Source organism: Pseudoclavibacter sp. AY1F1 (assembly GCF_002931075.1).
Classification (GTDB): Bacteria; Actinomycetota; Actinomycetes; order Actinomycetales; family Microbacteriaceae; genus Pseudoclavibacter.
The window spans coordinates 125,464-138,929 of record NZ_PSTQ01000001.1 but is presented as its reverse complement, the minus strand read 5'-3'; the positions used below and the strand labels follow the sequence as shown (position 1 = coordinate 138,929).

11 protein-coding genes are annotated in these 13,466 nt (G+C 67.9%); 4 read left to right on the top strand and 7 right to left on the bottom strand.

The window, feature by feature from the left end:
* Positions 1–92 precede the first annotated feature (92 nt).
* Positions 93–1,649: an HNH endonuclease signature motif containing protein gene (locus tag C5B85_RS00675; protein ID WP_181064212.1), complete on the top strand. Its 1,557-nt coding sequence runs from the start codon at positions 93–95 to the stop codon at positions 1,647–1,649.
* Between the two features lie 361 nt (positions 1,650–2,010).
* On the opposite strand, the gene C5B85_RS00670 is transcribed toward C5B85_RS00675, so the two are convergent.
* From C5B85_RS00670 to C5B85_RS00655, 4 genes are all read right to left on the bottom strand, one after another.
* On the bottom strand, positions 2,011–2,931 hold the full coding sequence (locus tag C5B85_RS00670) for a hypothetical protein (protein ID WP_104284152.1): 921 nt from the start codon (positions 2,929–2,931) through the stop codon (positions 2,011–2,013).
* 43 nt (positions 2,932–2,974) lie between these two features.
* On the bottom strand, positions 2,975–4,096 hold the full coding sequence (locus tag C5B85_RS00665; protein WP_104284151.1) for a hypothetical protein: 1,122 nt from the start codon (positions 4,094–4,096) through the stop codon (positions 2,975–2,977).
* 97 nt (positions 4,097–4,193) lie between these two features.
* Positions 4,194–4,841 carry a GNAT family N-acetyltransferase gene (locus C5B85_RS00660; protein ID WP_104284150.1) on the bottom strand — a complete coding sequence of 216 codons (648 nt, stop codon included), beginning with the start codon at positions 4,839–4,841 and terminating at the stop codon, positions 4,194–4,196.
* Between the two features lie 12 nt (positions 4,842–4,853).
* The gene (locus C5B85_RS00655) at positions 4,854–5,777 is read right to left on the bottom strand and encodes a UTP--glucose-1-phosphate uridylyltransferase (protein WP_104284149.1); all 924 of its coding nucleotides are present in this window, start codon (positions 5,775–5,777) and stop codon (positions 4,854–4,856) included.
* A gap of 176 nt (positions 5,778–5,953) precedes the next feature.
* Between C5B85_RS00655 and C5B85_RS00650 the strand changes: the two genes are divergently transcribed.
* Genes C5B85_RS00650 through mscL form a run of 3 tightly spaced genes read left to right on the top strand, consistent with a single transcriptional unit; the run spans position 5,954 to position 7,388 of the window.
* Complete coding sequence (locus tag C5B85_RS00650; protein ID WP_104284148.1) at positions 5,954–6,532, top strand: 5-formyltetrahydrofolate cyclo-ligase; 579 nt, start codon at positions 5,954–5,956, stop codon at positions 6,530–6,532.
* Between the two features lie 59 nt (positions 6,533–6,591).
* The gene (locus C5B85_RS00645; RefSeq protein ID WP_104284147.1) at positions 6,592–6,906 is read left to right on the top strand and encodes an FmdB family zinc ribbon protein; all 315 of its coding nucleotides are present in this window, start codon (positions 6,592–6,594) and stop codon (positions 6,904–6,906) included.
* A 44-nt stretch (positions 6,907–6,950) separates the two neighbouring features.
* On the top strand, positions 6,951–7,388 hold the full coding sequence (gene mscL / locus C5B85_RS00640; protein WP_104284146.1) for a large conductance mechanosensitive channel protein MscL: 438 nt from the start codon (positions 6,951–6,953) through the stop codon (positions 7,386–7,388).
* Between the two features lie 89 nt (positions 7,389–7,477).
* Here mscL and C5B85_RS00635 read toward each other — a convergent pair whose 3' ends face one another.
* From C5B85_RS00635 to C5B85_RS00625, 3 genes are read right to left on the bottom strand one after another with little or no spacing between them, the layout of a single operon-like run.
* Positions 7,478–8,806 carry an MFS transporter gene (locus tag C5B85_RS00635; protein WP_104284145.1) on the bottom strand — a complete coding sequence of 443 codons (1,329 nt, stop codon included), beginning with the start codon at positions 8,804–8,806 and terminating at the stop codon, positions 7,478–7,480.
* The gene (locus tag C5B85_RS19050) at positions 8,799–9,212 is read right to left on the bottom strand and encodes a hypothetical protein (RefSeq protein ID WP_181064211.1); all 414 of its coding nucleotides are present in this window, start codon (positions 9,210–9,212) and stop codon (positions 8,799–8,801) included. The genes C5B85_RS00635 and C5B85_RS19050 overlap by 8 nt, the downstream gene beginning before the upstream one ends.
* A gap of 2 nt (positions 9,213–9,214) precedes the next feature.
* Positions 9,215–13,345 (bottom strand): AAA family ATPase, encoded by a 4,131-nt coding sequence (locus tag C5B85_RS00625; RefSeq protein ID WP_146077787.1) that lies wholly within the window; start codon positions 13,343–13,345, stop codon positions 9,215–9,217.
* Positions 13,346–13,466 lie beyond the last annotated feature (121 nt).

Below are 13,466 nucleotides of genomic sequence, written 5' to 3'. Positions count from 1 at the left end.
AGTCTCGGAACACCCTGTGGACAGCGAATTTCTGGCTTGAAAGTTATCCACGACCCTCTCGAATGTCGGTGGTGGTCCGTAGTGTTGTGGGCATGCAACAGCACTCCGACGCCGCTCTCCGGGCCCTTGGGTTTGACCCCTCGGACCCGGCGTCGGTCGCGGCGAGGCGGTCGGAGATCCTCGCGATGGAGGAACACGCGGCCGCGATGATCGCGGGCGGTACCGCGCTGCAGTTGCGCGCGCACGCGGCGGCCTACGACTTCGCCCACGCGCTCGATGTCGCTGACGGATGCGCGGAGTCCGCGATGCACGTCCGCTCGATCGCGGACGAGGTCGCGCTGGTCGTGAAGGTGACCTCCGGCGTCGCGCAGGGGCAGCTGGCGCTCGCGTCGAAGACGCAGGACGACTTCCCCGCGCTCGTCGTCGCGCTCGACGAGAACGTCGCGACCCCCGCCCAAGTCCACAAACTCGTCGAGGTGGGCTTCAAAGTCAACCACGACGACCCCGCCGAGCAAGCCGAACGGCGAGCCCTGTTCGTGGACGTGATGCTCGAACGCATCCGGCAAGAACCCCTCCCACCCCGGGCGCTGCAAAAAGCGGCCGAGCGAGTCGCGGAAGAACTCACCGGGGAATCCATCGACCAACGACACGCACGAGCCCGCCGGCAACGCCGCACCAGCGTGGAAGACCTCGGCGACGGCATGAGCATCCTCCGCGTCACCACCGACTCGTTCGTCGCGCACGCCATCCACGACCGAGTCCGGAAACAAGCACGCGCGATCATCAAGGCACGACCGAAGCCCGGAGCTGCGCTCCACGGCGGCGATGAAGCCGAAGATGGAACAGGGGTGCCCGGGGCCGGGAGTGCGTTCGGGGCCGCCGCCGACAACGCTCACGCGACCGCCAAAACTGCAGAAACTGCCGAGGAACTGGACGAGCGGAGCCTGAACGAGGTCATGTCCGACGTCGTCGCCGACATGCTTCTCACCAGCGACCCCATGGGCAACTCCGCGGCCGCCGGCATCCAAGCCAACGTGCAACTCTCCATCCCCATCACAACCGCACTCACCGAGACGCCCAGGGCCGGACAAGCACCAGCACTGCTCGAGGGCATGACCCCGATGCCCATCGAAGACGCGAAACGTCTCGCCGCGACCGCGCCCGCGTTCATCCGAGTGCTCACGCACCCCATCACGGGCGCCGTGCAAGCCGTCGACTCCTACAAACCCACCGCGGCGATGCGCGCGTTCCTCCACGCCCGCGACGTGCACTGCCGTTTCATCGGCTGCCGACAACCCGCAGTGGCCTGCGAACTCGACCACACCGAGGACTACCAATACGGCGGCAAAACCGCGATCTGGAATCTGAGCGACTTCTGCAAAAACCACCACATCGTGAAACACCACACCGCCTGGAAAGTCAGACAACTCGGCGGCGGCATCCTCGAATGGACCACACCAAGCGGCAAAACCTACATCAGCCGACCCGAACCCCACGGGGTGATCTTCCGACCGACCGAAGAGCTGCATTGGCCCAACGAACAATGTCGATCCCGCGACTTCCCGCGTCCGACCCGCCCCGAAAGGGCAACGCGGCTCGAAGACGAGCCGCCCGCGCCACCTCAAGGAAGCAAGCGGCCACCGTTCTAGTCGACGACTTCTGATTCTGAAGTCTTGCGCGAGCCCTCGGCCCGCTCAACAAGGCCCCACGCCTGCTCCGCGCGGCCCCGGCGCGACGCAATTCGCGCCCGGCGCGATAGCGCCCGGCGCGATACGACGATGCGCCCGCCCGATACGACGATGCGCCCGGCGATACGACGATGCGTCCGGCGCGACGCGGTGTGCGCCCGGCGTGCTTCGGTTGCACCTGGCGCACACCCGGTTCGAACATGGCCCGAACGCCTCAGGCCTCACGCCGCGCGACGCTACCAGCCCCATACTCAGACCCGCTCGGACGCGCAGAACGCGCAGAACGCGCAGACCCAGCGAATGCGAGGAAGCCTGAGACTACCTAGTCGCCGCTCGGGCCTGAGGTGAAGTTGGGTCCACCAGTCGGCTCAGGCTCAGGCGCCTTTGTCGGCTCAGGCTGGGGATCCTGCGATGGGGCCGGCGCCTGCGTCAGCTGCGGGGCCTCGGTCGCGGGGGGCGGCGTCGCTGCCGGTGCTGTTGGCGCCGGTGCTGCAGTCGTCGGAGCGGGCGGCACATACGTGCGTCGATTGCCGAAGTGCTCTGCCCTCGCGTCACCCACAAGCTGCGGGATCTCGATAACGGCCGCCACAAGCGCCGTCAGATCCTGACCCTGCGCGTTCGCGCGGACGACCTCAATGAGCTCGGCCAGACGCTCATCGGTCTCCCACTCCGACTGGTCGTACTCTTCTACCTGCGTCTCAGCGGCTGTAGCGACCCGTTGCGAGTACTCCGAGACGAAGTACGGCACTGCCGACTCCATCGTGGAAGCGGCACCCGCCGCGTCGTTCGCGTCGATCTGCTCGCGTGCCGTCGTCAGCATGTCGCCCATCTTCGTCTTCGATTCGTCGGTCACGAGACCGTTCGACATGACGTAAGCAGGTTCGATCGCGTCCACCTGGGCACTCACAGCAAGCGTCTCGGCACTCAGCACGACAACAGCGGGCTGAGCCGGGGCCGCCGTCGATGCAGCAAGAGACTCCTTGCGAACCGAGGCGAACGAACCGATCGCCACCGGAATCACAAGAACAACAACAACCAGAGCCACCGCAGCAACAAACCAGCTCACGCGCGCAGCCGCTGGAGCCGCGCGAAAACGTGCAAACGGACCGCCGAGCACAAGCCGAGCATTCGTCGCACCTGTGCGGTCGAGCGTCTCGTCACCCGCCGCGAAGATACCGTTCGGCACATCGATCGAAGAGTCGTCGGTAAGCGAGAACGGGTCGCCGTCTACTGGTGTTGCCATGATCCGACCAGACTAGTGGATCGTTGGGACAGCCCGACCGCGACTAGCCGACGCGGCGACGTCGCAACGCGGCGTCCAGGTCACCCATACCAGGCTCGATCTCCTCGACAACGCCCATGCTCGCCCAGCGGCTCGGCCGCTTCTCGACCGGAGCGACCACGATCGGGTTCAGCACGACCTCGCTCAGAGCGGGCGAAGACTGCGCGAGCCCGGCACGGGTCGCTGCCGTCTGCGCGAGCGGCATACCCTGCGTCGCGGCGGATGCACGAGTGGAGAATGTCGCAATCCCCGGCTGCGCGTGCGCATCCCGAATCTTCTGCTCGGACCTGCGCGCCGCCTCACGGAGCAATTCAAGGTGGTTGATCTTTTCCACTTCGACACCACCACCAGGACCGTCGGGGCCTGGATGCCCCGGCGCGCCGGAATCTTCCTCGGCCACCGCCAGGGCGTCGACAGACTGACGCTCGAGATACAGCGGCTTCGGCACGGGCACCGGCACCCAGCCCGCGAGCGGCTCCGTCACCTGCGCTACGGCGACGGGCTGAATCTCGACGGTGGCGGCGTCGCTCACCGAGAAGTCGATCGTCGAGTCGGCACGGCGCACAGCACGACCAGCGCGGGGCGCCCCGCCGGCAACACGCGCCGCAAGGCGCTGCGCATTGGCGATGCGGGCGAGGCGCTGCAAGCCAGCGACCCCAGCGAGCACCGTCACGATGCCGGCGACCAGAACCCACCAGACGCCGGCGCTAGCACCAAGCCAGATTCCGACCCCGGCGGCAAGGAGTCCTACGAGGGTGAGCATGGAAGTCACGAGGCGACCGCGGCGGGTCGCGCGGGCTGCTCGCTGCCGGTCTTCGGCCGAACGCGGCACAGCAACCGCGGGCAGGGCCCGCCTGGCGGCTTCGTCGCGCTCACGCTCGGCACGCTCCGCCTCGGCCTTCGCGCGCTTGATGCGACGCTCCTGCTCGCTCACTCCGCGACCATCAGCACGAACCCGCGCCTCCCCCAGATCGCTCGTGTTCGCGAGCGAGTGCAGCGCCTGCTGCATGCGGATCGCGTTCTGCTCGGTAGCGAGGTAATTGCGGCGGCGCACCCACGTCGGCACGAAATAGGCAAGCCAGAGCGTCACCGCCAGGGCGAGGACGAGACTGCTGCCGAACTGCATGGCGTCAACATTAAGCGCGGAGGCACCCGCGACCGCCGATTGGCGCGGAGTGTCTGATTCGGGAATCTCGAACTTCTTGCCGGCGCCGGTCTCGCACTCAGCGCAATGGCTGGGCGGTCCGCTCCCAATCGGCCTGAGGCACCTGCGCTTCGCCCTCATCAGCGGCACCCTCGCGCCACCGCCGCAGCACCCCCTGGGGCACCTCTTCGCGCACCACGCCGAAGCAGAAATGGTCGCGCCAGTCCCCGTCGATGTGGATGTAGCGGCGCCGCAGCCCCTCGTAGCGGAAGCCCAGCTTCTCCACGACTCGCAACGACTTCGCGTTCTCCGGCCTGATGCAGACCTCCATGCGATGCAGCCCAAGACCCTGGAGGCAGTGATCGGTCGCCATGGCGGTCGCGACCGTCGCGAGCCCCTTACCAGCGAACTCGCGTGCCACCCAATACCCCAAGGTCGCTGAAGAAAGGGCACCGTAGCTGATGCCGGACACGGTCAGCTGACCCGCAAATCGTCCCTCGTAAGTGATGACAAACGGCAGAGCCGTGTGCGCCGAAGCCTGCGAGAGCAGCGAGCGGATACCGCCACGCACATCCCAGCGCCCGCCCCCGCCCGGGCTTGTCGCCTCCCAAGGCTGCAGCCACTCGCGGTTCGCGAGCAGCACGGATTCGAGCTCACGCGCATCCCTGACCCTGATGGGACGCAGCGACACCGGGCCGTGCGTCAGCGTGGGAACGGATGCGCTCATAGAAAGCGGAGTCTACTCTCCGATGGACTCGGCGAACTGCTTCAGCCACGGGCTGAGTGCCGGGCCGAGCTTGGGGTCGTCGACGGCCAGCTCAACGATCGCCTTGATGTAGTCGAGCTTGTTGCCCGTGTCGAAGCGACGCTCCCGGTACACGACGCCCACCACGCCGCCGAGCTCCTCGCGCTGCGCGGCCAGCACCTGCAGGGCATCCGTCAGCTGGATCTCGCCACCGGCACCTGGCTTCGTCTCTTCGAGAACCGCGAAGACCTCGGGACGCAGAAGGTACCGGCCGATGACAGCGAAGTTGGAAGGCGCGTCTTCGAGGGCAGGCTTCTCGACAAGCCCAGTGATCTGGATGGTGTCCGGCCCAGCGCCGGCCACGCCGTCCTCAACGCTCGAAGCCGCGTCGTAGGCGGCGACACCGTAGGACGAGATCATCGCGGGCTCCACCTCCTGCAGCGCCACCACACTCGCACCAGTCGCCTCATGCACCGCGATCATCCGCTTGAGAAGCGAACCGCCACCCGTCATTATGTCGTCGCCGAGCAGCACCGCGAAGGCCTCGTTGCCGACATGCTGCTTAGCACGCAGCACCGCGTGGCCCAACCCGAGCGGGTCGCCCTGACGCAGGTAGTGCACGTCCGCCAGGTTCGTCGCGGCACGCACTCGTTCAAGCTTCTCCGTCTCGCCGCGTGCCTCAAGGAGCGCCTCGATCTCAGCAACCCGGTCGAAGTGGTTCTCCAGCGTGGTCTTATTTCGCCCAGTGATCATGAGGACGTCGGAAAGCCCGGCCTCGACAGCCTCCTCGACCACGTACTGGATGGCGGGACGATCGACAACCGGCAACATTTCCTTCGGAATGGCTTTTGTTGCGGGCAAGAATCTCGTCCCGAGACCCGCAGCTGGAATGACGGCCTTAGTAATGCGCGAGGACATAGGCCGTATCGTATGGCCCGCAAATGTCATCGCGAAATGCGGTCGCATTCGGGCGTCAACTGAGCGCCCCCACGGGTTCGCGCCACGGTTCTCCCAAAGCTCCCCAAGCTGGCCTGACGAGCTCCAGCCAGCAGGCGTCCCAGGCCGACCAGAGGCGCTTCGCTAGGCTCGACGCCATGGCGACCGACGCGAAGACCGAAAAGCGCGCCCTCCGCGCCGAGATCAGACAGCAACGACGCAGCCATGGTGAACTGCAACTCGCCGAATACGGCGAGCAGCTCTCGCGGCACCTCCAGCACCTCGTCGCGGCTCACGGCGCGACCCGCATCTCCTGTTATCTCTCCGGCGAATTCGAGCCGAATACGCGTCCATTCCTGAACTGGGCGAGCGAACAGGGCATCACGGTCCTCCTGCCCGTGACCCGAGAGGACGGACTCCTCGACTGGGTGGTCTCCGATGGCGAGTCAGAGCGCGCCCATGAGCTCGGCTTCCCCGAGGCCGTCGGCGAGCTCCTCGGCCCGATCGCACTCGGCGACGCCGACCTCCTCATCGTGCCAGCTGCATCCATCGACACGGACGGGTACCGCATGGGCTGGGGCCGCGGCTACTACGACAGGACGCTCGGGTCCATGGCCGGCAGACCGCCCGTCTACGCGGTGGTTTACGCCGACGAGGTCGTCGACTCCGTGCCGAGAGAGGTGCACGACGAGCGCGTTGATGGGGTCGTCACGCCGTCCGGGATCACACGTTTCTGACGCATTACCCCGCGGGCACTCTGGCGCGATTATGCTGTCCTGGTCCCGAAAGCGAGATTATGCCTACCTACTCATACCGTTGCACCGAATGTGACAACGCCTTCGACATCCAGCAGGGGTTCGCCGACGCGAGCCTCACCGTCTGCGACAAGTGCGGAGGCAAGCTGCGCAAGGTCTTCGGTGCCGTCGGCGTCTCCTTCAAGGGGTCCGGCTTCTACCGGACCGACTCAGCTGCAAGCGCGAAGAAGAGCTCCGGCTCGTCCTCGTCCTCGACGAGCGCCGCGGAGGCCAAGCCCTCGGTCGCGAAGAAAGACCCAGCACCGGCTGCCGCTTCCAGCGGTGCCAGCTCCAGCAGCACACCGGCTGCTTCCTGAACTCACACTTCTCCGTACTGCGGTCCGAAACGAAAGGGGACCCCGTGAAGGGATTCCGCGAATTCATCATGCGTGGCAACGTCATCGAGCTTGCCGTCGCAGTCATCATCGGTGCCGCGTTCACCGGCATCGTCACCGCCATCGTCGATGGCATCTTCAACCCGATCATCGCCAAGCTGTTCGACGCTGAGGACATCGCCGTCGCAACGGTCAATATCCTCGGCGCCGAGATCGGCTTCGGCGCGGTCATCGCCGCGGTCATCCAGTTCGTGCTGATCGCAGCTGTCGTCTACTTCGCGATCATCCTGCCGATCAACAAGCTCAACGACATGAGCTACCGACTCATCCACGGCAAGCCGAAGCCCGCCGTCGAGGCCGCCGTCACCGAGAAGGACGTGCTCGAAGAGATCCGCGACCTCCTCAAGGCGCAGCAGGAGTCGCCCGCGAAGCTCCAGGGCGAAGGCCCGGAGACGCGCGCCTAGTCACGTCGCAGTACTCCGCAGCCGCAAGGCCGCACAAGAACGCCGCCGGTCACCCGGCGGCGTTCTTCGTCTGGCGGCGATTCCGCGGCTCAGGTCGAGCGGAACGTCTCGCGGCCCCACACCCAGGACAGGCAGGCGACGGCGAGCATCACGGACGAGACGATGATGGCCCACGTGAAGCCGAAGAGGTCAGCGATGACGCCGGCCACGATGGGACCGAGGATGCTCCCACCGTCCTGCGTCATCTGATAGGTCGAGAGCACTTGGCCACCGCTGCGGCCGTAGCCGATGATGTCCGAGATGACGGCCTGCTCAGCGGGAGCTGCAAGCCCCGAGCCGAGGCCGAGCACGAAGCTCAGCACGAGCATCGTGACGATGTCGCCAGCGAACGCCGTTGCGAACATCGCCACCGCCGAGATGCCGAGGCCCGCCAGGATGAACGGTCGCCGCCCGACCCGGTCGGTCTTCCTGCCCGCGTATTGCAGCGAGATCACGTTGCCAACGGCTCCAACCGCGATGACGACCCCGATCACCCACGGCTCCTGGCTGATGCTCGTCGCGACGAACAGCGGGAGGATCGCCGTGCGGACGCCGAAGTTCGCCCATCCGTTGGCGAAGCCGAACACAAGGGATGCGCGGTACGCCGAGTCTTGCAACGCTTCGCGCAGGCTCTTCGGCTCGAGCTTCCTCGCCGCTGGCGCCCGGTCGTCACCCGCGTCATGCAGGCCGGCCTCTTCCGCGGCCTTCCTGGCGGTGATGCGATGCGCGCGCCCCATCATGATGCCGACGATGGCGGCGGCGATGACCAGCGTCCCAGAGTAGACCAGGAAGGGGACGCCGATGCCGAACTGCGCGAGCACCCCGCCAACGGCCGGACCTGCGATGTTGCCGATGAGGAAGATGCCGCCCCAGAGCGCCGAGATCCGGCCGCGGATCTGCGGGGGCGAGTAGCGGGCGATCATGCCCGCCGCCGAGATCGTGAACATGACGGAGCCGACCCCGCCGAGACCTCGGAACACGAGCAGCTGCCAGTAGTCCTGGGCGAACGCCACGGCGGCAGTGGATGCCGCCACGATGAGGAGGCCCGCGACGTAGATGCGCCGCTCCCCCAGCCGGTTGATGAGTGCGCCGGCCCCTGGGGCGAACACGAGCCTCATGAAGGCGAACGCGCTCACGACGACCGAGACGAGCGTCGCGCCCACGCCGAAGCTCAGCGCGTACTGCGGGAGCACGGGCACGATGAGCGCGAAGCCGATCGCGATGAAGAACGTCGCGACGAGCAGCACCCAGATCTCTGCTGGGATGGGCGGCCTCGGGCCGTCCGCGCTCGACACGACAGGGATTTGCCCTGTCGTCGGATGCTCGGGATCGGAGCCGGGAACGTTGGGGTCGTTCGGCTCGATAGCCCGCTCAGCCATAGTGGGGTGGCTTGTCGGCGCGCAGCCGGTCGTCGTTCGGCCCGCGAGGGCTCTCGGCTCTGTCGTCCGCGTAGCGCACGTCAGCGTCGCCCCAGGCCGCGGGCGAGTCCTCGCCGGCCAGCACGGCAGGCACATACCTGCCGTCCACTGACTGGGGCGTGGGATCGCTGCCCTGTGGCGGCGCGGTCGTGACACGACGGCGCGTCTTACCCGCAGGGCGTTTCTCCGGAGCTGTGGTCTGCCCGTCTGGGTTGGTGGTCTGGCCGTCGGGGTTGGTGGTCCGCCCGTCGGGGGTCGCGGTCTGCCCGTCTGGGTTCGCGGTCTGGCCGTCTGGGTTCGCGGTCTGCCCGTCTGGGTTCGCGGTCCGCCCGTCTGGGGTCGCGCTTTGCCGGTCGGGCTGGCTCACGCTCAGCTTGCACCGCCGGGCTCGCCCGGTCGAGCGATAGCGATCTGCTGGTTCCCGTCCGGCAGAGTCACCGAGGCGAGGCTCGCGCCGGCCGCGGCAGCCGCCGTGGTCGTCCGGCTGCCAGAGGTGAGTTCGCCAAGCTCACCCTGCATGGAACCCGCCGTGATCTCAGCGGTCTCCGCAGGCAGCGGCACCTTGAGTGCCTTACCGATTCGGCGAGCAACGGCCTCGGGGTGCGCGAACAGCTCGAAGGAGTGGACGCGCAGGTAGTACCAGCCGAGGCGCTTGAGCAGTTCAGGACGCAGGCGCAGCGTCTCGCGCAGCGTCGCATCCGCAGAACCCGCGATGCGCAAGTCGAGCCCATCCGTGTCGATCGCGATCGCGCGGCCGCGGTAGGCCGCGGCGAGCGGGATGCGTCCGCGATGAAACAACTCGACCGTCATTCCGAACGACTCGAGTCGGTTCGCGAGGTCGAGCAGCATGGGCGGTGCCGCGACCTCTCGTTCCTCGCTGTCGGTGCTTTCGCCTTCGTCGACACCCTCGGCGTCGATCTCAGCGGCAGCGGGCTCAGCGGCAGCTGGCTCGGCTGAGACCGGCTCGTTCGACTCGGCCTCGCCGAGGATCTGCGCCAGGCCGAGGACACCGCGCGACATGCGCGAAGGGTCGAGTTCGCCCGGACGGATGCAGGAGACGATCACGAGCGAGCGTCGCGCACGGGTCATGGCGACGGCAAGCGCGCGCTCGCCGAGCTCGGTGCCGAGCACACCGAAGTTCGCGAGGACGCGGCCGTGGGGCGTTCGCCCGAACCCGATCGAGAAGATGACGCGGTCGCGGGACTGCGCCGTGGCCAGCTCGATCGTCGTGACCGTGAAAGGCTCGCCGCGAGCCGCCGTGAAGAAGTCGGCGATGTCGCTTCGGCGTGACGCGGCGGAGTAGACGGCCTGCTCGACTCGCCGGGCGTGCAGTGCAGACGCAGTGACGACCATGAGCGATTCACGCGGCCGGTGCACGGCGTGGTCGACGACGAGCTCGACAACGCGGCTCACCTCGGCGTCGGTGGATTCGACGCCGCCCGTGATCGGGTCAGGCAGCCCCGTGCCGTTCTCCACGAAGGAGAAGCTGAGGCTGGAGTGACCGAGCAGCGTGCCGGCCCACGGCATCGAGCGGATGCGCCCCTTGTAGAAGCGCCGGTTGACGAGTTCCGCGAGGTCCTCGCCTCCCGCCCGGTAGCTGCGCGTGAGCGCGTGCTCCGGCAGGAACTCGGCGAGGCGCGAGTACACCGACTCGCCGACCTCGTCGGAGTGCCGCAAGCCCCACGCGTCCGTGCTGTCGGCTGCTGGCCGCGTCACGGCGACGGTGAACGGCGTGGGGTACTGCGTGACGGGGTCGCCGAACGCGACGACTTGGTCGCCGCGGCGGATCGCGCCGATGCTCTCCGCGATCGACATGGTGCCCGCATCCACGAGCACTACCGTGTCGAAGTGGATGCGCTCGCTCACGAGCGGCACGTCGTACGGGGTGGTCAGCCACAGCTGGGCGATGCTCTTCGACACGTCCCCGGCCTCGAGGGCCAGCTTCGTGGAGGGCACCCCTGGCCTGCGCAGGAGCTGGCGGAGGGCGTCCGCCTGCTCGCTGTAATCGACGATCGCGACCTTCCACGCCTCGGCGAGCTGCCAAGCGAGCTGTGCCGCGGAGTGATCGGTGTGGGCCTGGTCGACGACCCGGAAGTCGCTCTCGAGGCGCGTCACGACGCGCGTGTTCGCGTTGAGCAGCGCCTTGTCGCGGTCGAGGAGATCCTCGAGCACCGACTGCCACCAGGCGAGCTCGAGCTCATCGCCGAGAGCGTCCGCTTCGACGTGGCGCTCGGAGAGGTCCTCGAGGAGCGGCGTGAGGCCGAGGTTCTCGAGGCGCTCGATGATGGTCAGGCGCTCGACGAGGTTGTGCAGCACCTCGCTGTCAGCCGCGAGCTCTGTGATCCGGGCGGGCAGCTCGGCCAACGGCAGCTCGCTGAGGGAGATGGCGCCGGCGTCGACAAGCGGCTCGTCGAGGAGGCGCAGCTTCTCCGCGACCTCGCGGTGGAACTTGCGGACATCCGAGATGCCCGTGGGTACCGTCGGCGTCGAGCCGTCCGTGACGTAGCGGTGCCACAGGATGCGCTGGCGCTGCGCGAGCTTGAGCGACTCGTGGAGGTCCTCGACGACGACGCCGGGCCGCACATAGTCCTTCGCGAGCTGACGCAGCTGGCGCCGGCGGGCCGACGTCAGGTCGCTGCTCTCGCGCTTCGGGTTCGTAGCGTGGATGACGTCCGTCAGCGAGTGGTCGAAGACCGCCGGGCGGAAACGGTCGAGCGTCTCCCGCAGGTCGAGCAGGAGGCGGAGGTAGATGCCGAGCTCGCCATAGGTTTCTGCGGGGCGCATCCGAGTGCGGCCGACGAGTTCCTGCGCGCGGTCGATGACCTCGACGAGCGTGCCGGCGTCGAGCTCGACCGCCGCCTCCTGCGCGCGATTCGCCTCATCCGTCGACTCGAACGAGACGCCATACCAGGGCGAGTCGTCGGGGCCGTACTTGAACTGCCCGAGTTCACCGGCAGCGCGGAGCTGGCGGGCGATGGCGTCGCGACCCGTCGCGATGGCCTCGATGGCGTCGCGGTCGAGTCGAGCGGTGGTGATGGGCGGCTGGTCGCGCAGTTCGAGACGCGAGAGCTCCTCGAGTGCGTCGAGCGCGGAGACGCCCAGCGCGGGGTCGGGATGCACAAGCGCGTCCCGGTAGTCGGCAAGGACGTGGCGGAGCCTGACGAGCGCGTCGTCGAGCTCGTGCATTGCGGGCTTGCGGGCTTTCTCGTTGCGCGAGATGGAGGCGATGGCGTCGCGGCGGAGCGTGCGGGGCGTGACCGCGAGCCCTTCGAGCCCGACGCTCTTGAGTCGAGCGCGGATGGCCCGGATGCTCGCCGAGCGGGGCGTGACGACGAGCACGCGCTTGCCGTCGGCGACGAGCAGGCCGAGCGCGTTGATGACGGTCTGCGTGAGGCCCGTGCCCGGCATCGTGTTGATGACCGCGGAGTTCCCGGCCGCGATGGCGTCGACGACGCGCTCCTGCTCGGTGTCAGCGTCCAGGAGGAAACGATCCCCGACGGGGTCGCGCCGGTCTGGGCTGGGACGCTGCTCGGCCGGCTGGGGAGCCGAGACCTGCTGGCGTGCGTCCTCGTCGCCCGCGAGGGCGCGAAGCACCGGATGCGTGAGCTCGTTGGTGTCGCGGAGCATCGCGCTCGCCACTTCCCCGAAGCTCGAGATGACGGCGCGGGCCGAGACCGTGAACTGCGGGATGGACGCGCCGAGCGCACGCGTGCGGTCGAAGACCTGCTGTGGCAGGAAGGCGTCGTTCGACTTGGCAAGGCCGAGGAGCTCAGCGACGGGTAGGCGCACACCGAAGTGCTGTGCGAGGTGTCGCACGAGTGAGGCGTTGACTCGACTCGGGCCCTTGAGCGTGAACTCGTAGTCACGACCGGCGCGGCGCAGGTCGACCGTGCGCGTCAGGATGGGCGCGCGGAAGTGCGTGCCGTCTTGCGTCCACTCGGCGAAGCCCGTGGCGAGCTGGATCGTGCTCATGCCACGGCCGGCGAGCAGCTCGGTACCCTTCTGCGCGATGAGGTCGGCGGCGTCGCGCGCCCCGCGGAAGGAGGAGTTCTCGCGCACGAGCGCGGACAGGAGCACGGTCTTGCCGGCCGCGAAGGGCGCGATGCCGCCGGGGTGCGCGCTCGTGAGCTCAACGTAGGTGCCGGGCTCGTCGGCGAAATCGAGGAGTGGGGATGGGCCGCCGAGCTGGGCGAGCTCGTGCAACCAGGAGTCCTGGGCCGCGTCAACGGCGGCCTCGAGCGCTCTCGCCTCTTCGGCCCGCTCGAGATCGAGGGCGGTGAGAGCTTCTTCGTCTGCTGAGGGAACGGGGTGGGTCTTGCGTTCGTGCGCAACCGCATCCGCCACCCACGACCTGCCGCGGGTGAGGCTCGGGCCGTCCGCATTGCGAGCACGGACCCCGTTCTCGTGATCGCGGCCGAGATCGAGACCCTCGTCACCGTCATGGTCGTCGCGGTCGTTCTCGGCGCGTTCAGCACGCTCGCGCTCGAGGCGCTCACGCACCGGACTCAGATCAGGTATCGGCTCCGTCTCACTGTTTGTGGGCGCACCCTTGCCGGAGCCGTGATCGTCGCTCTTCGCGTCGCCCGGCTCTGAACCTCGTTTACGAAACAGACCCCACACG

Coding starts and splice junctions, on each gene's coding strand:
- C5B85_RS00675 (WP_181064212.1), top strand. CDS start 93: ATGCAACAGCACTCCGACGCCGCTCTCCGGGCCCTTGGGTTTGACCCC.
- C5B85_RS00670 (WP_104284152.1), bottom strand. CDS start 2,931: ATGGCAACACCAGTAGACGGCGACCCGTTCTCGCTTACCGACGACTCT.
- C5B85_RS00665 (WP_104284151.1), bottom strand. CDS start 4,096: ATGCAGTTCGGCAGCAGTCTCGTCCTCGCCCTGGCGGTGACGCTCTGG.
- C5B85_RS00660 (WP_104284150.1), bottom strand. CDS start 4,841: ATGAGCGCATCCGTTCCCACGCTGACGCACGGCCCGGTGTCGCTGCGT.
- C5B85_RS00655 (WP_104284149.1), bottom strand. CDS start 5,777: ATGTCCTCGCGCATTACTAAGGCCGTCATTCCAGCTGCGGGTCTCGGG.
- C5B85_RS00650 (WP_104284148.1), top strand. CDS start 5,954: ATGGCGACCGACGCGAAGACCGAAAAGCGCGCCCTCCGCGCCGAGATC.
- C5B85_RS00645 (WP_104284147.1), top strand. CDS start 6,592: ATGCCTACCTACTCATACCGTTGCACCGAATGTGACAACGCCTTCGAC.
- C5B85_RS00635 (WP_104284145.1), bottom strand. CDS start 8,806: ATGGCTGAGCGGGCTATCGAGCCGAACGACCCCAACGTTCCCGGCTCC.